Origin of the sequence: Limnohabitans sp. Hippo4, assembly GCF_003063605.1 — a bacterium.
Lineage (GTDB): Bacteria > Pseudomonadota > Gammaproteobacteria > Burkholderiales > Burkholderiaceae_C > Limnohabitans_A.
This window is the reverse complement of record NZ_NESE01000002.1, coordinates 282,314-303,258: the sequence shown is the minus strand read 5'-3', so window position 1 is coordinate 303,258 and position 20,945 is coordinate 282,314. Positions and strand designations below refer to the sequence as shown.

At 53.3% G+C, this 20,945-nt stretch carries 19 protein-coding genes and 3 tRNA genes; 9 read left to right on the top strand and 13 right to left on the bottom strand.

Annotated features, from left to right (window positions below):
- Positions 1-8: 8 nt before the first annotated feature.
- Complete coding sequence (locus B9Z46_RS06925; protein WP_108255181.1) at positions 9-605, top strand: response regulator; 597 nt, start codon at positions 9-11, stop codon at positions 603-605.
- Between the two features lie 102 nt (positions 606-707).
- Here the strand turns inward: B9Z46_RS06925 and B9Z46_RS06920 are convergent.
- From B9Z46_RS06920 to folC, 9 genes are all read right to left on the bottom strand, one after another.
- A tRNA-Asp gene (locus B9Z46_RS06920) sits at positions 708-784 on the bottom strand.
- A 68-nt stretch (positions 785-852) separates the two neighbouring features.
- Positions 853-928: transfer RNA gene (locus tag B9Z46_RS06915), tRNA-Glu, on the bottom strand.
- Positions 929-968: 40 nt separating this feature from the next.
- A tRNA-Ala gene (locus tag B9Z46_RS06910) sits at positions 969-1,044 on the bottom strand.
- A 58-nt stretch (positions 1,045-1,102) separates the two neighbouring features.
- Complete coding sequence (gltX, locus tag B9Z46_RS06905; protein ID WP_108255179.1) at positions 1,103-2,500, bottom strand: glutamate--tRNA ligase; 1,398 nt, start codon at positions 2,498-2,500, stop codon at positions 1,103-1,105.
- Positions 2,501-2,517: 17 nt separating this feature from the next.
- Positions 2,518-3,729 (bottom strand): O-succinylhomoserine sulfhydrylase, encoded by a 1,212-nt coding sequence (locus tag B9Z46_RS06900; RefSeq protein WP_108255177.1) that lies wholly within the window; start codon positions 3,727-3,729, stop codon positions 2,518-2,520.
- Positions 3,730-3,771: 42 nt separating this feature from the next.
- Entirely contained in the window at positions 3,772-5,292 is a 1,521-nt protein-coding gene (gene purF, locus B9Z46_RS06895) for an amidophosphoribosyltransferase (RefSeq protein WP_108255175.1), read from the bottom strand.
- Positions 5,293-5,304: 12 nt separating this feature from the next.
- Positions 5,305-5,793, bottom strand: coding sequence for a CvpA family protein (locus B9Z46_RS06890; protein WP_108255173.1), 489 nt, complete (start codon positions 5,791-5,793; stop codon positions 5,305-5,307).
- A gap of 13 nt (positions 5,794-5,806) precedes the next feature.
- The gene (locus B9Z46_RS06885) at positions 5,807-6,691 is read right to left on the bottom strand and encodes an SPOR domain-containing protein (RefSeq protein WP_055361235.1); all 885 of its coding nucleotides are present in this window, start codon (positions 6,689-6,691) and stop codon (positions 5,807-5,809) included.
- A gap of 11 nt (positions 6,692-6,702) precedes the next feature.
- A complete protein-coding gene (folC, locus tag B9Z46_RS06880) occupies positions 6,703-7,992 on the bottom strand; it encodes a bifunctional tetrahydrofolate synthase/dihydrofolate synthase (RefSeq protein WP_108255171.1) in 1,290 nt (429 codons plus the stop codon).
- Positions 7,993-8,036: 44 nt separating this feature from the next.
- Here folC and B9Z46_RS06875 point away from each other — a divergent pair, with 44 nt between their 5' ends.
- The 4 genes from B9Z46_RS06875 to argG all read left to right on the top strand — a co-directional run bounded on the left by B9Z46_RS06875 (position 8,037) and on the right by argG (position 10,820).
- Positions 8,037-8,402, top strand: a complete 366-nt coding sequence (locus B9Z46_RS06875) for an ArsC family reductase (RefSeq protein WP_108255169.1) — start codon at positions 8,037-8,039, stop codon at positions 8,400-8,402.
- 113 nt (positions 8,403-8,515) lie between these two features.
- A complete protein-coding gene (locus tag B9Z46_RS06870) occupies positions 8,516-9,013 on the top strand; it encodes a glycine zipper 2TM domain-containing protein (protein ID WP_108255792.1) in 498 nt (165 codons plus the stop codon).
- Between the two features lie 131 nt (positions 9,014-9,144).
- On the top strand, positions 9,145-9,462 hold the full coding sequence (locus B9Z46_RS06865) for a pyrimidine/purine nucleoside phosphorylase (RefSeq protein WP_108255790.1): 318 nt from the start codon (positions 9,145-9,147) through the stop codon (positions 9,460-9,462).
- A gap of 26 nt (positions 9,463-9,488) precedes the next feature.
- Complete coding sequence (argG, locus tag B9Z46_RS06860; RefSeq protein WP_055361239.1) at positions 9,489-10,820, top strand: argininosuccinate synthase; 1,332 nt, start codon at positions 9,489-9,491, stop codon at positions 10,818-10,820.
- A gap of 73 nt (positions 10,821-10,893) precedes the next feature.
- Here the strand turns inward: argG and murB are convergent, their stop codons facing one another.
- A complete protein-coding gene (gene murB / locus B9Z46_RS06855; RefSeq protein ID WP_108255166.1) occupies positions 10,894-11,934 on the bottom strand; it encodes a UDP-N-acetylmuramate dehydrogenase in 1,041 nt (346 codons plus the stop codon).
- 40 nt (positions 11,935-11,974) lie between these two features.
- Here murB and B9Z46_RS06850 point away from each other — a divergent pair, with 40 nt between their 5' ends.
- Positions 11,975-12,460: a YajQ family cyclic di-GMP-binding protein gene (locus B9Z46_RS06850; protein ID WP_055361241.1), complete on the top strand. Its 486-nt coding sequence runs from the start codon at positions 11,975-11,977 to the stop codon at positions 12,458-12,460.
- Between the two features lie 68 nt (positions 12,461-12,528).
- On the opposite strand, the gene plsY is transcribed toward B9Z46_RS06850, so the two are convergent.
- The 3 genes from plsY to B9Z46_RS06835 are packed head-to-tail and all read right to left on the bottom strand — an operon-like array spanning position 12,529 to position 16,062.
- A complete protein-coding gene (gene plsY / locus B9Z46_RS06845; RefSeq protein WP_108255163.1) occupies positions 12,529-13,182 on the bottom strand; it encodes a glycerol-3-phosphate 1-O-acyltransferase PlsY in 654 nt (217 codons plus the stop codon).
- Positions 13,183-13,220: 38 nt separating this feature from the next.
- Positions 13,221-14,279, bottom strand: coding sequence for an aldo/keto reductase (locus B9Z46_RS06840; RefSeq protein ID WP_108255161.1), 1,059 nt, complete (start codon positions 14,277-14,279; stop codon positions 13,221-13,223).
- A 49-nt stretch (positions 14,280-14,328) separates the two neighbouring features.
- Positions 14,329-16,062: an acyl-CoA synthetase gene (locus tag B9Z46_RS06835; RefSeq protein ID WP_108255159.1), complete on the bottom strand. Its 1,734-nt coding sequence runs from the start codon at positions 16,060-16,062 to the stop codon at positions 14,329-14,331.
- 26 nt (positions 16,063-16,088) lie between these two features.
- Between B9Z46_RS06835 and B9Z46_RS06830 the strand changes: the two genes are divergently transcribed.
- The 3 genes from B9Z46_RS06830 to pepN all read left to right on the top strand — a co-directional run bounded on the left by B9Z46_RS06830 (position 16,089) and on the right by pepN (position 20,937).
- The gene (locus tag B9Z46_RS06830) at positions 16,089-17,003 is read left to right on the top strand and encodes an alpha/beta fold hydrolase (protein WP_108255156.1); all 915 of its coding nucleotides are present in this window, start codon (positions 16,089-16,091) and stop codon (positions 17,001-17,003) included.
- Between the two features lie 67 nt (positions 17,004-17,070).
- Positions 17,071-18,175, top strand: a protein-coding gene (prfB, locus tag B9Z46_RS06825; RefSeq protein WP_108255154.1) for a peptide chain release factor 2 whose coding sequence is annotated in 2 segments (ribosomal slippage) — positions 17,071-17,151 and positions 17,153-18,175 — 1,104 coding nt in all. Because the reading frame shifts where the segments join, the coding sequence is not laid out codon by codon here.
- Positions 18,176-18,225: 50 nt separating this feature from the next.
- A complete protein-coding gene (gene pepN, locus B9Z46_RS06820; protein ID WP_108255151.1) occupies positions 18,226-20,937 on the top strand; it encodes an aminopeptidase N in 2,712 nt (903 codons plus the stop codon).
- The last annotated feature ends 8 nt before the right edge of the window (positions 20,938-20,945 follow it).

The window sequence follows — 20,945 nt, the reverse complement described above, 5'->3', positions numbered from 1 at the left end:
AGACATGCATGGCCTCTCACCCCACCCCCGCTTGCTGCGGCACCAGCAAAGCCGCTGAACTGCTTCAGCTTTCGGTCGGCACGGTCCAAAGCTTGGTCGACAAAAACATCCTCAACGCCTGGGTCACCGAAGGGGGGCATCGCCGTATCTCCCTTGAATCCATTCACAACTATCAGGTTCAGCAGCAAAAGTTGCCCGCCCTCGAGCGGCTCATCAACGACCGCCTCAGGGTCATGGTGGTCGACGACGACGACGTTACCAGGCACATGTTGCAAGACACTTGCCTAGCGGTCCACGCCCAAATCGACTGCAGTGCCTGGGCCTCTGCCATTGAGGCCCTGCTTCAATTGCCCTTGTTCAAACCCCACATCCTTTTTTTGGACTTGCTGATGCCCCAGGTTGATGGTTGGGAAATGGTTCGACAAGTCAAACTCAAGGAAGACTACTCGAATGTTCAAATATTCACCTACTCGGCACTCAGTCCGGATGAACTCCAAGAGCGAGGCGGGCCTCCGAAAGGCGCAAGTTTCTTGCCCAAGCCACTCGACCTAGGATGGTTAAAGGGGTATTTGCTGGGCATGATGTCGCCCCAAACGCGGGTTTGAAGCCTAGAGCAACCAAACTTCAAAGGCGTTGCAAAGGTTTCGCAAACACAGTGCAAATGAAACGCCCATGAAAAACGCACCCGAAGGTGCGTTTTTGCTTTTTGGCGGAGTGGACGGGACTCGAACCCGCGACCCCCGGCGTGACAGGCCGGTATTCTAACCAACTGAACTACCACTCCTGGTAGCTTGAAGCTTCTGCTCTACTGTCTTAGCTTTCGCTAGCAACAGAGCCAAGTGCAACAAAACTTGGCGACCCTACGGGGATTCGAACCCCGGTACTCACCGTGAAAGGGTGATGTCCTAGGCCTCTAGACGATAGGGTCATAACCTGGACTGAGTTTTAACAACTCATTCTCGACACTTTGGTGGAGGTAAGCGGGATCGAACCGCTGACCTCTTGCATGCCATGCAAGCGCTCTCCCAGCTGAGCTATACCCCCTTTGTGATGCTTTTAAACATCCCTCGTTGGTGTCGAGAAATGGATTATAGACAGATTTTCAGGCCTTTTTCAAGCGGTCTAAAACTTTTTGCTTTTCGCACAAAGACAAGACGGCATCCAGGGAGGGGGTCTGCGCTGTTCCCATCACCAAGACGCGCACAGGCATGGCCAATTGAGGCATTTTCAGGCCGTGCGCCGCCAGGACCTCTTTGATCACAGCCGCAATACTGGCCTTGTCCCAGTCAGCGCTAGACAACTTGTCCACCAAGGTAGCCAGCGCGGGCTTCACAGCATCGGTCACGTGTTGCGCCATCTCTTCTTCTTTCGGCACCACATCGCCATAGAAAGCTGTGACCCAATCGGCCAATACACACAAGGTGTCACAGCGGTCTTTGAACAAGCCGCAAATGGCCGCCAAGCGGTCGTCTGACGCAATACCGCGTTGACGCAAGATGTCACTCACCCACGCCGCCAATTTAGCATCGTCAGTGGCTTTCAAATGTTGGGCATTGACCCATCGCAATTTGGCATCGTCAAACTGCGCGGCACTGCGACCCAAGTGATCAAGATCGAACCAGTCCAAGAATTGCTGGCGACTGAAAATTTCATCATCGCCGTGACTCCAACCCAAACGCGCCAAGTAGTTCACCATGGCATCGGGCAAGTAACCTTCATCGCGGTACTGCGTGACGGGCTTGGCGCCATTGCGTTTGCTCATCTTCTCGCCCTGCTCATTCAACACGGTGGGCAAGTGGGCATACACCGGCACTTCTTTGCCCAGTGCTTTAAAGATGTTGATTTGTCGTGGGGTATTGTTGACATGGTCATCGCCCCGAATCACGTGCGTGATTTGCATGTCAATGTCATCCACCACCACGCAAAAGTTGTAAGTGGGCGTGCCATCAGGTCGCGCGATCACCAAGTCGTCCAACTCTTGATTGCTGATTTCAATGCGGCCCTTGACCTTGTCGTCCCAAGCCACCACACCGTCAATGGGGTTCTTGAAACGCAACACAGGCTTTACGCCTTCAGGCACAGGCGGCAAAGTTTTACCTGGCTCAGGACGCCATGTGCCGTCGTAACGGGGCTTCTCCTTGGCCGCCATTTGCTTTTCACGCAAGGCATCCAACTCTTCAATGCTCATGTAGCAAGGGTAGACCTGCCCAGTGGCTTGCAATTCAGCTAACACTTGCTTGTATCGGTCCATGCGCTGCATCTGATAGAAGGGACCTTCGTCAGGGTTCATGCCCAACCAAGCCATGCCTTCCAAGATCACATCCACAGAGGCTTGATTAGAGCGTTCCAAGTCAGTGTCTTCTATGCGCAAAATGAACGTACCACCTTGTGATTTGGCAAATGCCCAAGGGTACAAGGCAGAGCGAATGTTGCCCAAGTGAATGAAGCCCGTAGGCGACGGCGCAAAACGTGTGCGAACCGGTTGATTTGATGACGACATTGTTGTTGTTTTCAAAATTAAAGGGCTTGAAAGCCGCGGATGAAATCAGCTTTCAAATCATCCAAATGCTCCAGACCCACTGCCACTCGGATCAAGCTTTGCTGAATCCCTGCAACTTGTCGTTGTGCTTCGGACAAACGGCCATGTGAGGTACTGGCTGGATGGGCCACCAAGGTTTTGACATCACCCAGATTGGTACTGAGAGAAACTGTGCGAGTGGCATTCATGACTTTGAAGGCGTTCTCGCGGCCTTGCTCAGGGGAGTTGGCCTTAACCTCAAAGGACAACACCGCGCCACCCAAGCCCGACTGCTGCTTCATGGCCAACGTGTGCTGCGCATGGCTTTTCAAACCAGGATAGTAAACACGGGCCACTTGCGGCTGTGCTTCTAGCCATTGCGCCAGTGCAAGTGCCTGTTGAGATTGCGCATGCATGCGAATGCCAAGCGTCTCCAGACCCTTCAACACCACCCAGGCATTGAAAGGCGACAAGGTCATACCAGCGCTGCGCATCACAGGGCCAAAGACATCGTCGATCAAAGCTTTTGAGCCGCACAAAGCACCCGCCATGACGCGACCTTGACCATCCAAGTACTTGGTCCCCGAATGCACGATTAAATCGGCACCCATCTCTAAAGGACGTTGCAAGATGGGGGTTGCAAAACAGTTGTCGACCACCAACAAAGCATTGCCAGCATGCGCAATGTCTGCCAAGGCCTGAATGTCACACACATCGGTCAAAGGGTTGGTGGGTGTCTCAGCAAACAACAGGCGTGTATTGGGCTGCATGGCCGCTTTCCACTCAGCCACATTGGTTTGTGACACATAGCTGGTTTGCACACCAAATTTGGCAAATTCGCTGCCAATCAATTTGATGGTGGAGCCAAACATGGAATGAGAACAGATGACATGGTCACCGCTTTTGAGCAAGCCCAAACACATCAACAAAATAGCGGACATGCCTGTCGAGGTAGCAATGCAAGCCTCTGCGCCTTCTAAGGCCGCCAAGCGCATTTCAAAACTGCTGACAGTGGGGTTGCCCAATCGAGCGTAGGTGTAGCCCTCCTCCTCGCCTGCAAAACGGCGCGCTGCAGTTTCGGCATCGGGCTGCACATAGCCACTGGTCAGATACATCGCCTCTGAATTTTCACCATATTGGCTGCGGTCTACAGCAGCGCGTACGGCCAAAGTGTCGATGTGCAAATTGTCGGGCAAAGGATGTTGACTCATGTCGGTCTTAGCTGCTTTTCAGGTAATAGGGAGGCAATGAAATTAGGTGGCATTGGGCAAGGCCAAGCGTGAGCGATCTGCGTCGGCTTCCAATTCATCTTGTTGCGAAGGTCGGTTTTCATTGAGTCGCACAATGTCTTCTGCAGAGACATCGCCCGTGACATAAATACCGTCAAAGCAAGAGGCGTCAAAACCTTTGACTTTGGGGAATCCCGGCAAGACAGCATTGGCCACTGCCAATTTCATCGCGTCGACATCTTGGTATATCAAAGCATCGCAATCGATGATTTGACGAATTTCGTCAACCGTGCGGTTGTGCGCAACCAACTCGTCTGAGGTGGGCATGTCAATGCCGTAAACATTGGGATACCGCACAGGGGGCGCAGCACTGGCCATGTACACCTTGCGCGCACCAGCCTCTCTGGCCATCTGAACAATTTCGCGGCTGGTGGTGCCGCGCACAATGGAATCATCAACCAACAAAACATTGCGGCCTTTGAATTCGCTGGCAATCACATTGAGTTTTTGACGCACTGATTTTTTGCGAACTGCCTGACCCGGCATGATGAACGTGCGGCCCACATAGCGATTTTTCACAAAGCCTTCACGGTAAGGCAAGCCCAACAACTGCGCCAATTGTGCGGCGCTGGGTCGACTCGATTCTGGAATGGGAATGACCACATCAATGTCGCTAGGGGGAACAGTTGAAATGACCCGCTTGGCCAAAGTTTCACCCAGGTTCAAACGCGCTTGGTAAACAGAAATACCGTCCAGGGTGGAGTCTGGACGGGCCAAATAAACGTATTCAAAAATGCACGGACTTAGTTGGGGCGTATCAGCACATTGCTGACTGTGCATTTGGGTTTGCATGTCAATGAACACTGCTTCACCCGGTTCAATGTTGCGCTCAAATTGATGCAGTGTGCCTTCAAGTGCCACCGATTCACTGGCCAACATGTATGTGCCGTCCTTGCCTTTGCCAATGCACAGAGGACGAATGCCAAAGGGATCACGAAATGCCAGCAAACCATGTCCGGCAATGAGGGCAATGACAGCGTAAGAACCCTTCACGCGGCGATGAACGCCCTGGACTGCCTTGAAGACATCAGCTGGGGTCAGTGGCAAACCTCGTGTGGTTTTTTCCAACTCATGTGCAAGCACATTGAGCAAAACTTCCGAATCACTTTCTGTGTTGATATGACGATGATCGGTTGAAAACAATTCTGCCTTGAGTGCTTTGGCATTGGTCAAGTTGCCGTTGTGCACCAAGACCAAACCAAATGGCGCATTCACATAAAACGGTTGCGCCTCTTCTTCACTGAAAGCATTGCCTGCAGTGGGATAGCGCACTTGGCCCAGACCACAATTGCCTGGCAGTGAGCGCATGTTGCGTGTTCTGAACACGTCACGAACCATGCCTTTGGCTTTGTGCATGTGAAACTTGCGGTCCATCTGCGTCACGATGCCTGCCGCATCTTGACCACGGTGCTGCAACAACAGCAACGCGTCATAGATCAGTTGGTTCACAGGTGCGTTGCTTGCAACGCCAACAATTCCACACATAAGTCAATCCATTCAGACGGGCAAAAAGGCCCCAAACTTTTCAGGCAACATGGGGCGCAAGCCTTTGAGCATCGTGATCAGCATGGGGGCTCCCTTGGACTCGAGCCACCAATCACTCTCTTGCAATGCTGTCATGTGAACCACCACACTCAAGGCCAAGAGCAAAATCAAACCACGAAACAGGCCAAACACGGCCCCCAAAATACGGTCCACAGGTCTTAAACCTACGGCAGAAATCAAACGCTTCATCAGGGCAGAGATGAGTCCCGCCGCAAAGACACTGGCAATGAAAACCAAAACGAATGCCGCCGCATATCGCAGCGTTTCGCCTGAGCTTTGCATAGGTAATTTTTCGGCCACTTCAGGTGCCAGCCATTGGGCCAACAAGAAAGCAGCAATCCAGCCCATGACCGACAAGACCTCATAGACCAAGCCGCGCCACGCACCTACCAACATAGATGCTGCAAGCACGGTCAGTAGGATCCAATCGGTGGAGGACATGTCTGGCCCTTGCTTAGAGCTTTAAGACGGAAGTGGGTAAGTTCAGTTTGCGAATTTTTTCAGCTGCTTTGTCAGCTTCTTCTTTGGTCGCAAAGGGTCCAACGCGAACGCGAATGCGTTTGCCTTCTTTGGTATCAACTTCTTGCGTGTAGGTTTTCAAGCCTGCTTGTTCCAACTTCGTGCGCGCTTCCTTGGCTTTGGCTGCATCCGCAAAAGCACCCACCTGCACCACAGACCTCACAGCCTCAGATGACTTGGCAGCGTCTTTGCCATCCAACAAGGCTTTGGCCTTGGCTCCATCTTTGGACTCTGATTTGGTCTCCGACTTTTTGTCGGATTTGACATCGGGTTTTTTATCAGTCTTGGGGTCAGCTTTGGTATCCGCTTTGACTTCCGGCTTTGCTTCAGGCTTCACCTCATGCTTAGCTTCTGGTTTGGATTCAGCTTTGACCTCGGGCTTGGCTTCAGTCTTGGTTTCAGACTTGATTTCAGTCTTTGTGTCTTTGGTGACCACCTCTTCGTGAGGGTCCAAAGCTGCCACATTGGCAACAGCACTTTTGGCAGGTGTCACAGCAGGCTGCTCAGGCGCTGAGGGCACCAGCACGGGACGCTCTTTGGCTTGCGTCGATTTGGAACTGTTGCCCGGTGTGGCCAATGGCGCTGCTTGGTTACGATCTGGAATGACGATGGGTGTGTCGATGGCGACCGGACGAGGCTGACTGTCAAACAGCAAGGGTAAGCCGACAACTGCACCCAACACCAAAACGACAGAGCCCATCAAGCGATGACGAGCGCGCTTGCGAATCACCTCCACGCTCTCAGCAGGCGTACTGGACAGCGCATCTGCGCCGGTGTTGGCCGACTGACGGCCAGGAAATCGAAGCTTGAAAAAAGCCATGCGGTGAAGTCTCAATTACGCAGGTGCTTGGCGTGCAGCTTGGGGATGCCCTGCTGCAAAACGCCGCCCACCGTATAGAACGAACCAAAGACCAAGATTCTATCAGTGGGGTCTGCAGCCAAGATGGCGGCATCCAAGGCTTTTTGAGGCGATTCATGCACACTGGAACGAACATCTTTTCGGGTGTTCAAGGCAGCCCAATCTGCGGCCAATTGCTGGGCTGTGCATGCCCTGGGAAGCGGCAAATCGGTGAAATACCAAGCATCGACCAAGGGCAGTAGCTTTTTCAGCATGCTGTCCAAATCTTTATCGGCCATGGCACCAAAAACAGCATGGGTGGTGGGATAGAACCCCATGGCATCCAAATTGGCTGCCAAAGCCGCGACAGAATGCGGGTTGTGGGCCACATCCAAGACCAAAACCGGCTCGCCTGGGACAATTTGAAACCGACCTGTCAACTCCACCATGGCCAAGCCATTTCGGATGGCCTGTGCTGTGACAGGCAATTGCGGGCGCATGACCTCCAAAGCAGCCAACACGCCAGAAGCATTCAGCAACTGATTGGCGCCGCGCAGCGCCGGGTAAGCCAGCCCACTGTACCGACGCCCCCTCCCCGCCCAAGACCATTGAAGCTGATCGCCTGAAAAATTGAAATCTTTGCCAAGCAACCACGCATCGGCGCCCAAAGCCTGCGCATGTTTCACCACACTTTCTGGTGGCATCGGGTCACTGATCACCACCGGTTGACCGGCACGCATGATGCCGGCTTTTTCAAGGCCAATGCTGTCGCGGTCTGTGCCTAGCAAGGCCGTGTGGTCCAAATCAATGCTGGTGATGATGGCGCAATCGGGGTCGATGATGTTCACGGCATCCAAGCGCCCCCCTAAGCCCACCTCCAAAATCACCACATCCAGTCCGGCATCCGACATCATTTTCAAAATGGCCAAGGTGCTGAATTCAAAATAGGTCAAGCTGGTGTCATGGCGCGCACCCTCGACACATGCAAAGGCTGATGCAAAGACTTCTGCCTGAGGCGACTCGCCCACCAAGCGACAACGCTCTTCAAAATGAACCAAATGAGGGGATGTGTAAACGCCCGTTTTGTAGCCCGCCTGAAGGTAAATGGCCTCTAGCAGGGCACAAGTTGAACCTTTGCCATTGGTACCCGCCACGGTGATCACTGGCATGGTCAGACGTAAGTTCATGCGCTGGGCCACTTGACGCACGCGGTCCAAGCCCAAGTCAATGGCTTGGGGGTGCAGTTGCTCGCAATGGGCGAGCCATTCACTCAATGTTTTCATATGGGTAAGATTGTCGCTGAGACTGCATCGACTTACAGGACATCATGAAATACACCAGCATCACCCTTTACGGCATTCCCAACTGCGATACTGTCAAAAAAGCCCGAACCTGGTTGACCGATCAAGGTTTTGAGTATGTTTTCCACGATTTCAAAAAACAAGGCTTGCCCGAAAATGCCCTGAACAGCTGGCTGAAAGCGCTTGGCTGGGAAACCGTGGTCAACCGCAAAGGCACCAGTTGGCGCAAGCTCAGCCCTGAAGACCAAGCCAGCGTGACAAGTGCCGCTTCCGCCAAACCCTTTTTGCTTGCCAACCCGAGCTTGGTCAAAAGACCCGTCATTGAGTGGCAATCTGCCAAAGGCACTGACATCACGGTGGGCTATCAACCAGAACAGTGGCTGACGCGTTAAGTGTTTCAAGGCAGTCATCTGCCTTCAGAGCGGCAACTTTACGCAGGCTTCACGGTACAGCTTTAGCGCCGCTCTAAAATTGAACTTGGCTTTTAACCCTAGAAATGCAATCCATGACAGCTCGCTCTATTTCGTTGACAACATTGACACCCCGTTTGGCAGGCTGCTTGTTCGCCTGTTTGGCCATCGGCCATACCGCGCAAGCTCAAGAAGTGGGCCAGGTCATCAGCCGCACGCCGGTTTATCAGCAGGTTACCGTGCCGCGACAGGTTTGCACCCAAACGCAAGTGACTACTCCCGCCCAAACGTCGGGCGCAGGCGCCGCCATGGGCGCCATTGCGGGCGGTGCCATTGGCAACGCCATGGGCAAAGGTGAAGGCCGAGCCATCGCCACCATGATTGGAGTCATCGGCGGCGCCATTGCCGGCGACAAAGTGGAAGGGCCCCAAAGTCAGACCCAGACGCAGCAAACATGCACCACCCAACAGGTTTACGAAAATCGCTTGATGGGCTACAACGTGGTCTACGAATTTGCAGGCAAGCAATACACCGTTCAATGGCCCAAAGACCCTGGCCCTACCATCAAATTGCAGATCACACCGGTCAATTAAGCGCGAGCGAAGGGCTCATGGGGGTCATGAGGCCCCTGGTTGCCCCGCAATCGCCTAAAATCTAGGGTTTTGTTTCGTCCTACATGGCTGCCCGGTTGGGTTGGTCAGGACAACCCACTCTAGATTTCACCATGACCACCCAGAAAATCGACCACGTCTCCGTTACCACCCAAGCCAACGTTTACTTTGATGGCAAATGCGTCAGCCACAACATCACACTGGCAGACGGCGCCAAAAAATCTGTGGGCGTGGTCCTGCCCTCCACTTTGACATTCAACACTGGCGCGCCCGAAATCATGGAGTGCGTGGGGGGTTCTTGCGAATACAAATTGGCAGGCAGCCAAGACTGGGTCAGCTCCAAAGCTGGCGAAAAATTCAGTGTGCCAGGCCAATCCAGCTTTGAGATTCGCGTCACTGAGGCTTATCACTACATCTGCCACTTTGGTTGATTCGTAACGCATTTGAAAGTACTTCTATGGCCACCATTCTTCAACACATTCCCGCTGGTCAAAAAGTAGGCATTGCCTTCTCTGGCGGCTTGGACACCAGTGCAGCCTTGCTGTGGATGCGCCAAAAAGGCGCTGTGCCTTACGCCTACACAGCCAACTTGGGTCAGCCAGACGAACCCGACTACGAAGAGATTCCTCGCAAGGCCAAAGAATACGGCGCAGAGCAAGCGCGCCTGATCGACTGCCGCAAGCAATTGGCGCACGAGGGCATTGCCGCTTTGCAGTGTGGCGCCTTCCACATCTCAACAGCGGGCGTCACCTATTTCAACACCACCCCCATTGGCCGCGCCGTCACAGGCACCATGTTGGTGGCCGCCATGAAGGAAGACGACGTCAACATCTGGGGCGACGGCAGCACCTTCAAGGGCAATGACATCGAGCGCTTCTACCGCTACGGTTTGCTCACCAACCCCTCACTCAAAATTTACAAGCCATGGTTAGACCAGCTGTTCATTGACGAGCTGGGTGGCCGCGCCGAAATGTCTGCGTTCATGACGCAACACGGCTTTGGCTACAAGATGTCGGCTGAAAAGGCCTACTCCACCGACTCCAACATGTTGGGCGCCACACACGAAGCCAAAGACCTGGAGCACCTGAACAGCGGCATGAAAATTGTGCAGCCCATCATGGGTGTGCCTTTCTGGCGCGAAGACTGCGTAGTCAAACACGAAGAAGTGACTGTGCGATTTGAAGAAGGCCAGCCCGTGGCTTTGAATGGCGTCAGTTACTCAGACCCTGTCGAACTGATTTTGGAAGCCAATCGCATTGGTGGCCGACATGGTTTGGGCATGAGCGATCAAATTGAAAACCGCATCATTGAAGCCAAGAGCCGCGGCATTTACGAAGCCCCTGGCTTGGCTTTGTTGTTCATCGCTTACGAGCGCTTGGTCACAGGCATTCACAACGAAGACACAATCGAACAATACCGCGACAACGGCCGCAAGTTGGGCCGCCTGTTGTACCAAGGTCGTTGGTTTGATTCACAAGCTTTGATGTTGCGCGAAACAGCGCAGCGTTGGGTGGCGCGTGCCGTCACAGGCGAGGTCACCATTGAACTGCGCCGTGGCAACGACTACTCCATTTTGAACACCACATCGCCTAACCTCACCTACCACCCAGAGCGTTTGACGATGGAAAAAGGCGAATCCACCTTCACACCTTTGGACCGCATTGGTCAACTCACCATGCGCAACTTGGACATCGTGGACACACGCGCCAAGTTGGGCATCTATGCACAAACAGGTTTGTTGTCGTTGGGCGAAGGCGCCGAGATGCTCAAACTTGAAGGCGGCAAATAAACGCCACCTGAAGCAAATTGCTTCAATGCAAAAGAGCCACTTCGCGTGGCTCTTTTTTCGTCTGTACTTTGGTTTAAATCACAACGGGCTCAGGCTCTAAACGAATGCCGAACCGCTCGTAGACACTGGTTTGAATGGCCTTGGCCAAGGTGACCACTTCGCCGCCTGTTGCGCCACCGCGGTTGACCAACACCAAGGCTTGCTTTTCGTACACAGCCGCATTGCCCACGCTCTTCCCTTTCCAACCGCAAGCATCGATCAGCCAGCCGGCTGCCAATTTGATGGTGCCATCAGGCATGGGGTAATGAACCACTTTGGGATCACGCGCAATGATGTCGGCACATTGCTCAGGCGTGACGGTTGGGTTCTTGAAAAAGCTGCCAGCATTGCCCAAGACCTTGGGGTCGGGCAACTTGTGGCGACGAATGTCACACACCCATTGGTAAATTTGCTGGGCTGATGGATTTGCAATGCCGGTCTCGGCCATTTTTCTTTCTAAATCCAAATAGCCCAAGACAGGCTTCCACACTTTGGGCAAATGAAAACGTACACGCAGAATCAAGGCGCGGCCGCCCAATCCCATGCCATTGGGCCCGCTGCTGGTGTGTTTGAAAACGGAGTCACGATAACCAAAGGCGCACTGTGCCGCATTGAGGCTAAAGACTTGGCCCGTCAACAAGTCGAGGGCATCCAGAGATTCAAAGCGGTCTTGGAGTTCGACACCGTAAGCGCCAATGTTTTGAACGGGTGAGGCACCCACCGAACCTGGGATCAAAGCCATGTTCTCCAACCCGGGCCAGCCTTGTTCCAGCGTCCAAGTGACCAGCTCATGCCAGTTCTCTCCAGCACCCGCCTCCACAATCCATGCTTTTTCTGTTTCACCGACCAAGCGCTTGCCCATGATTTCCATTTTGAGGACCAGCGGCTTGACATCACCCGTCAAGACGATGTTGCTCCCCCCGCCCAACACGCAGTGGCCCTCAGGGTGATTTTTCAGGTCCTGCTGAACCGCAACGGCCTCCTCCACAGAGCGAATTCGCACCAAGGAATAGGCCTTGGCCACAATGCCAAAGCTGTTGTAAGTCTGAAGGGCTACGTTTTGGGTCACGTTCATGGGAGAATTGTCGCATTCTCTTACTTGATTATTGAATCCCATGCCATCTTTTGACACCGTTTGCGAACCCAACTTGGTTGAAGTGAAAAATGCAGTCGACACCACCGCCAAAGAAATTGCCACCCGCTTTGATTTCAAAGGCACCTCGGCCGCCATCGAACTGAAAGACAAAGAAATTACTTTGTATGGCGATGCCGACTTTCAGCTCACTCAAATTGACGAAGTACTTTTGAACAAAATGGCCAAGCGAGGCGTCGATGTGCGTTTCCTAGACAAAGGCGACGTGCAAAAAATGGGCGGCGACAAAGTCAAGCAAGTCTTGAAGGTCCGCAATGGCATTGCCACCGAAGATGGCAAAAAAATCCAAAAAGTACTGAAAGAAAGCAAACTCAAAGTACAAGCTTCCATTCAAGGTGATGCGGTTCGCGTCACCGGCGCCAAACGCGATGATTTGCAAGCGGCCATGGCACTGCTGAAGAAGGACATCACCGAAGTCCCGATCAGCTTCAACAACTTCCGCGACTGAAACAAAAAAGCGCCCAGGTCCACATCTAGGCGCTTTTTTCATGGCGCATCGGCGCCAATTTCACAAGCTTAGGCGGCTTCTTTTTTGGCACCCAATTTGGATTCAGTGCCCGCTAACAAGCGATTCACATTGTCTCGGTGTCGCCACACCAAAAAAATGCCCATAAGGCACAACAAGCCCAACATGGGCTCTTGCAAGGGCCACAAGATGTCACCAGCCAAAGTGTAATAAACAGGCGCAAGAAGGGCAGCCATCAAAGCAGCCAAGGACGAGTACCTGAAGAACCAAGCCACAGCCAACCAGGTCAAGGCAATGGCCAAGCCCAGCAATGGATTGACGCCCATTAAAACGCCCAAGGCTGTGGCCACGCCTTTGCCACCTTGGAATCTGAAAAACACCGGGTACAAATGTCCCAAGAAAGCAGCAACACCTGCGGCCGCAGCTGTGCTCTCACCCAAGCCGAAAGCGGCACCATACTGCACCACCCCAAACACAGGCAACCAGCCTTTGAGCGCATCAAACAAAAGTGTGAAGATGGCGGCCTTCTTATTGCCAGATCGCAGCACATTGGTGGCACCCGGGTTTTTGCTGCCATAAGAGCGCGGGTCAGACAGCCCCATGAAACGGCTCACGATGACAGCAAAACTCAAAGAGCCCAGCAGATAAGCCAGGATCACCACACTGACAGGACTCAGCACAAGGTTCAACAAATTTTCAGACATGTGCTGATCTTAAACTTGATTGGACAGGAAACCGTACATCAAGTTGCAGGGTCACGGTGCACCAAGCGAATCGCATCAATCTCGGCCAATACTTCTGCAGACAATTGCGTACCCCAAACCTTCACGTCTTCTTCCAATTGCGTTACCGAAGTCACGCCAATGATGGTGCTGGCCACCGACCAACGTGTGTAACAAAAAGCCAAGGCCATTTGTGCCGGCGACATGCCATGGTCACGCGCCAATTGGTTGTACAAGCGGGCCGCATCCAAGGTTGATTGACGTGCCCAGCGCTGCTTGCGCATCGACTCGTATTTGGCCAAACGCCCCATCGGAGCGCCCTCACCGTCCAAGCCTGTCTGATCGTATTTGCCTGTCAATGAGCCAAAGCCCAAGGGCGAATAGGCCAACAAGGACACATTCAAGTGGTGGCACGTCTCGTCCATCGCATTGTCAAAGGTTCGATTGACCAAGCAATAAGGATTTTGAACGGTTTGCACCCGAGGTAAACCATATTGCTCAGCCAAGCGGATGAACTCGTGGGTGCCGTAAGGCGTTTCGTTAGAGAGACCCACATGGCGCACTTTGCCTGCTTTGACCAACTTGGCCATAGCTTCCAATTGCGCATGCAGTGACGTTTCAATTTTGGCTTTGGTCTGATCAAAATACATCATGCCAAAAGCGGGCACATGGCGCTCAGGCCAATGAATTTGATAGAGATCGATCACGTCGGTTTTCAAACGCTTCAAACTGGCATCGCACGAATTCAAAATATCTTGTGGCGTCATGCCAGCGCCTTCACGAATCCACGGCATGCCACGTGAGGGGCCTGCCACTTTGGTGGCCAACACCACTTTTTGACGCACGCCAGGGTTGTTCGCAAACCAATTGCCCAAAATGCGCTCTGTTGAACCGCAGGTTTCTGCTTTTGCAGGCACCGAGTACATTTCGGCCGTGTCCAAGAAGTTGACGCCTAACGCCAAAGAGCGATCCAAGATTTGATGCGCTTCCTTTTCTGCAACTTGTTCTCCAAACGTCATGGTGCCCAAACAAATGGGTGTGACTTGCAGGTCGGATGTACCTAGCGTGATTTTGTTCATCTTGTTTCAAAACTTTTAAAAAATGGATGGCACTGAGTGTAAAACTTATTTAACACTGACGCGCCCGCTCCTCCTCTTGCAAACGCAAGAAGCGTCGCTGCACCTTGCCAGTGGTTGTCATGGGCAATTGGTCAATGAACTCTATTTCCTTGGGATATTCGTAAGGCGCCAACAATCCGCGAACGTGACGTTGCAAATCTTCAATGAGCGTCTTTTCAAATTTCTGAACGTTGGGCGCTGAAGTCTTTTGGGCCACATAGTCTGGTGACAACACCACATAGGCCTTGACCAATGCACCGCGATCCGCATCGGGTTTCGGCACCACAGCCGCATTCACCACGGCGGGATGCTTCACCAAACAGTTTTCAATTTCACCAGGACCAATGCGATAACCCGCTGCTTTGAACATGTCATCTGTGCGGCCTTGGTACCACAGGTACCCCTCTTCATCTTGGATGGCCACATCGCCTGTTCGACACCAGTTGCCTGTGTATTTGGCCTGTGTTGCCATAGGATTTTTCCAATACCCCAAAAAGAAAACAGGGTCGAGATGACCATGGCGATCAAATCGGTTAACAGCAACTTCACCGGCTTCGCCTGGTTTACAAATCTGTCCCTGATCGTCAATCACCGCCACTTGATGACCAGGATAGCCTCGTCCCATGCTGCCAGGCTTTGAGGGCCAAAATACTTGGCAATTGCCCACCACGTAGTTGATTTCGGTTTGACCAAACATCTCATTGACGACCACACCCAATTCGTCTCGGCAATAAGCGAATACCGCATCACCCACGGCCTCCCCTGCACTCATCAAGCCCTTCAATTTCAACTTGAAATATTTGCGCGGATGGGCTTGCGCTTTCATCATCGCCTTCAATGCCGTCGGAAATAAAAAGCTGTGGGTAATGCCATGTGCATGCAAAATTTCAAAAGCAATTTCTGGACTGAAGCGCCCCTGATAGGCCACGATCGGCCTTCCAAAATAAAGCGATGGCAGCAAGGCATCCATCAAGCCCCCCGTCCAAGCCCAATCGGCAGGTGACCAAAAAACAGCGTCAGAGCCCGTTGGCAGATCACCATGAAAGTCAGCCCTTGTAGGCTCAAAACCAAACCAATTTTGGCTGCACACAAATCCCGTCAAATTACCGACCAAGGCCCTGTGTGGAATCAGGGCGCCTTTGGGGTTGCCCGTCGTGCCACTGGTGTAAATCAAAATGGCGGGGTCATCAGCTCGCGTGCTAACCGATTTGAAGTCATGTTTGGCTGACGCACGGGACTGCGCCATACGCAAGGCGCTAGGTACTTCCAAAATGTTTGTCAGGGCTGGACATTCTTTTTTCAAAGCCTGCAAGACAGGAGCAGACGCCTCATCACACAAGGCCACGGCGGCACCACTGTCCTCGACCCGAAAGGCCAAAGCATCCGGCCCAAACAACATCGACAAAGGCATGGCCACAGCCCCCATTTGCAACACGGCCATGTAAGAGACCGCCGTTTCAAATCGCTGCGGCATCACGATGGCCACACGGTCGCCTCGTTTGACACCCAAAGTTTTCAGTTGCTGGCTGAGCACATTGGCGGCAGCCTGCAATTGCGCAAAAGTCCAGGCCATGGGGGTCTTTCCATCTGGCTGATGCGCCAAAATAGCCGTTGCGTTTTGGTGCTGTGGTGACCGAGCCCATCGGCCACAGCACACCTCGGCCATGTTGAACTTGTCGGGCACTTGCCAAGCGAATTGGCGATGAACCGTCTCGTAAGCGTCGTTCCGGTGACTGACACGCATTCCCTGCCTCCTTATGATCTCGCAGTATGTACCAAGTTAAACGCCACTCTACTAGCCATTTCGTCCCATTGCGAGGGCACCACTACCATGTCCGCGAATGGGGCAATCCGCAGTCTTCATTGCCCCCCGTGGTCTTGGCCCACGGTTGGATGGATGTCGCTGCTTCCTGGCAATTCATGGTGGAGTCGTTGACAGAGACTTTTTTCAACAATCGGCGCATCTTGGCAGCCGATTGGCGTGGCTATGGCTTGACCACAGGCCCCGCCACCGACAGTTACTGGCTGCCTGACTACCTTGGCGACCTCGATGCCCTCCTTCGCCAGTTGTGTCCAGACCAGCCCATCGATTTGGTGGGTCACAGCATGGGCGGCAACGTGGTCATGATGTATGCCGGTGCGCGGCCTGATCGCATCCGCCGTCTGGTGAACTTAGAGGGCTTTGGCATGGGCGCCACCCGACCCTCCCAAGCACCTGGCCGATTGGGTCAATGGCTGGACGAGCTTCATGCCCTCGAAAAAGGTGACCTGGACCTCAAGCCCTACCCCGATGTGGCGGCCGTGGCGCAGCGACTCATGAAGACCAATCACCGATTGTCACAAGACAAAGCCGATTGGCTGGCCCAGCACTGGGCCAAAGCAGACGCCCAAGGCCAATGGCGAATTTTGGGCGATGCGGCCCACAAAGTGGTCAATCCCTACCTCTACAGAGTTGACGAGGTGCTGGAAATCTACAAACGCATCAGCGCGCCAACGTTGGTGGTCGAGGCATCCGACGACTCCCTTTCACAATGGTGGAAAGGCAAATTCACGCTCGAAGAGTTCCACGATCGCCTGAAATCGGTGGCCAATTTGAAAATGGCCACCCTGCAAGATGCAGGTCACATGCTGCACCACGACCAAGCAGAGGCCCTGGCAAAGCTGCTTGAAGACTTTTTGGCTTGATTTGACTCGCAAGAGACCTCTAGGCATGAGAAAATCCCATCTTTCATAGATTCGGACACCCTTCCTCATGGACGCAGAACACATCAATCAAATTGGCGCGAAATTGGTCGACTTGGCCGCCCGCACCGAAGATTTACGGAGGTATCTTTGACTACGATGCCAAATCAGAACGCCTAAGAACCGTTAACGCATCGCTCGAAGATCCCACGGTCTGGAACGACCCCAAAAAAGCCCAAGAGCTGGGCAAAGAGAAAAAAGCGCTTGACGGTGTGGTGGTCACACTGAACACCCTCACCTCCGAGCTTTCAGACAACAACGAGTTGTTTGAGATGAGCAAAGAGGAAGGCGATGACGCTGGCTTACTCACCATTGAAGTTGAGGCCAACAAGCTGTCCACCATTGTGGAAGAGCTTGAATTCCGTCGCATGTTCAACAATGAAGCCGATTCCTGCAACGCCTTCTTGGACATCCAAGCCGGTGCAGGCGGCACAGAAGCTTGCGACTGGGCCAGCATGCTAATGCGCCAATACTTGAAATACGCAGAACGCAAAGGTTTCAAAGTCACCGTTGAAGACGAGTCGCCTGGCGACGTGGCAGGCATCAAAGGCGCCACACTCAAGTTTGAAGGTGAATACGCCTTTGGATTGCTGCGCACAGAAACAGGCGTGCACCGTCTGGTGCGCAAGTCACCCTTTGACTCATCTGGCGGCCGTCACACCAGCTTTGCCAGTATTTTTGTGTACCCCGAAGTGGACGACTCCATCGAGATTGACATCAATCCGGCCGACGTTCGCACCGACACCTTCCGTGCCAGTGGCGCGGGGGGGCAGCACATCAACAAGACCGACTCTGCCGTTCGTTTGACGCACATTCCCACAGGCATTGTGGTGCAGTGTCAGGACGGCCGCAGCCAACACAGCAACCGTGATGTCGCCTGGAAACGCCTGCGCTCACGTTTGTACGACTTTGAAATGCGCAAGCGCATGGAAGCACAGCAAAAGTTGGAAGACACCAAGACCGATGTAGGTTGGGGTCACCAAATTCGCAGCTACGTGCTCGACCAAAGTCGCATCAAAGATTTACGCACCAACGTTGAAATGTCCAACACCCAAAAAGTGTTGGACGGTGACTTGGACGCGTTCATTGAAGCCTCGCTCAAACAAGGTGTCTGACACAGCTGGCCATGCCAGCGTGTTGCACCGACCCATGGAGATTTTTTGTGATGCTTGAAGCCCCTGCAAAAGCCATCCGCCGTGTTGATTACACAGCGCCGGCGTTTTGGATCGACACCGTCGATTTGACATTTGATTTAGACCCCACCAAAACACGCGTGCTCAACAAAATGCGTGTACGCCGCAACCCTGATGTAGCACCCCAAGCCCTGCGCCTCGATGGCGAAGAGTTGAACTTGGCGCGCGTCATGGTCAATGGCGGAGGTACCTCCTTCAAAATGGACGGCAACCAGCTGGTCCTTGAAAATTTACCCGAAGGCCACGACGCTTTTGACTTGGAAATTTTCACCACTTGCAATCCGCTTAAAAACACACAACTGTCTGGCCTGTACGTCAGCCGTGATTCTTTCTTCACGCAATGTGAAGCCGAGGGCTTTCGCCGCATCACGTACTTTCTCGACAGACCTGATGTGATGGCCAGCTACACCGTCACCTTGCGTGCCGATGCACAGCAATACCCCGTGTTGTTGTCCAACGGCAACTTGGTGGAACAAGGCAGCCTGGACGACGGTCGTCACTTTGCCAAATGGATTGACCCGCACAAGAAGCCTTGCTACTTGTTTGCATTGGTTGCAGGCAAATTGGTGGCGCGTGAACAGCGAATCGTGTCGCGATCAGGCAAGGAGCACTTGCTGCAAGTGTTCGTGCGCCCTGGCGACTTGGACAAGACCGAACACGCCATGAACTCACTGATGGCCAGTGTGGCCTGGGACGAGGCGCGTTTTGGTTTGCCTCTCGATTTAGAGCGCTTCATGATTGTGGCCACCAGCGACTTCAACATGGGCGCGATGGAAAACAAAGGCCTGAACATTTTCAACACGAAATTTGTGCTGGCCAGTCCTGCCACGGCGACGGATGCCGACTTTGCCGGTATCGAGAGCGTTGTGGGTCATGAGTATTTTCACAACTGGACGGGCAATCGCATCACGTGCCAAGATTGGTTCCAACTCTCTCTCAAAGAAGGCCTAACTGTTTTCCGCGATCAAGAATTCAGCCAAGACATGGCTGGCGTTGCAAGTGCCCGCGCCGTCAAACGCATTGAAGATGTACGCGTTCTCCGTACGGTTCAATTTCCGGAAGATGCAGGCCCGATGGCGCACCCAGTCAGGCCAGATGCCTACGTAGAAATCAACAATTTCTACACCGTCACCATTTATGAAAAAGGCGCCGAGGTGGTTCGCATGATGCAAACCCTGCTCAGCGCACCGGGAGACGAAGATGGCAAGCAAGGTTTTGCCAAGGGCATGAAGCTGTATTTTGAGCGCCACGATGGTCAGGCAGTGACCTGCGATGACTTTGCACAAGCCATTGCAGATGCCAACCCCCACTCACACTTGGCGCAACAATTGACGCAGTTCAAACGCTGGTACAGCCAATCTGGTACGCCGCGTGTTCACGCCAACAGTTCCTATGACAGTGAAGCGAAAACCTTCACCTTGACGCTTTCACAAAGCTGCGCGCCAACACCCGATCAAACTGTGAAAGAACCCTTTGTCATCCCCGTCACTGTGGGTCTTTTGAGCGAAACGGGACAGTCCTTGAATGTTCAATTGCAAGGCGAATCCGGCACGGCGAACCAAAGCAAAACCTTGGTGCTTAACCAAGCGTCTCAAAGCTTTGTTTTTGAAAACATTGAAAACGCCCCGACCCCCTCATTGCTTCGCAACTTCAGCGCACCCGTTAACTTAGACTGCGCATTGACTGACACGCAATGGCTCACTTTACTGGCACACGACCCTGATGCTTTCAATCGCTGGGAAGCGGGACAACGCTTGGCTGTTCAAGCCGCACTTCGATTCATTCGCAGCGGCGGCAACACGCAAACAGACAAGGTGTTGGGCACTGACTTCATTGACGCCATGCGTGCTGTCCTTCAACATCCCGACTTGGACGCCGCCTTCAAAGAATTGGTACTCACACTGCCCTCAGAAACCTACATTTCTGAACAGTTGGAATCGGTTGATCCGCAACAAGTTCACGCCGTTCGTGAAGCCATGAAATTGCAATTGGCGACCTGTTTGTTTGCGCAATGGGAAACCTGCTACGAGCAAAACCGCGTCCTGGGCCCTTACTCACCTGATGCCATTTCAAGTGGCAAACGCTCACTCGGCGGCATGGCCCTCCACATGTTGTGCTTGGTTGCACAGCATCAAGGCACATCCGTTTGGCCAGGCAAAGCCCTCCAAGCGTTCAAAGATGCGCACAACATGACAGACCGCTTCAACGCTTTAGCTGCACTGGTGGGCAGCGGACATGAATTGGCATCATCGGCCTTGGCGCAATTCCACGCGCTGTTCAAGAACGAGGATTTGGTCATCGACAAATGGTTTGCATTGCAAGCCAGCACGCCCGACCGAGGCGGCAACATTTTGCCTATCGTTCGCCAACTCATGCAGCATCCAGACTTCAACTTGCGCAACCCCAATCGCGCACGCAGTTTGATTTTCAGCTATTGCAGCGCCAACCCTGGCGGCTTCCATCGCAGCGATGCAGCAGGCTATGTCTTCTGGAGCGAGCGCGTCATTGAATTGGATGCCATCAATCCACAAGTTGCAGCGCGCCTGGCTCGGGCCTTGGACCGTTGGAGAAAGCTGGCAGAACCCTACCGCCAGGCAGCCAAAGCAGCCATTGAGCGCGTTGCCGCCAAATCTGACTTGAGCGACGATGTACGCGAAGTTGTCTCCCGCGCTTTGGCCGAATAACACCCTTC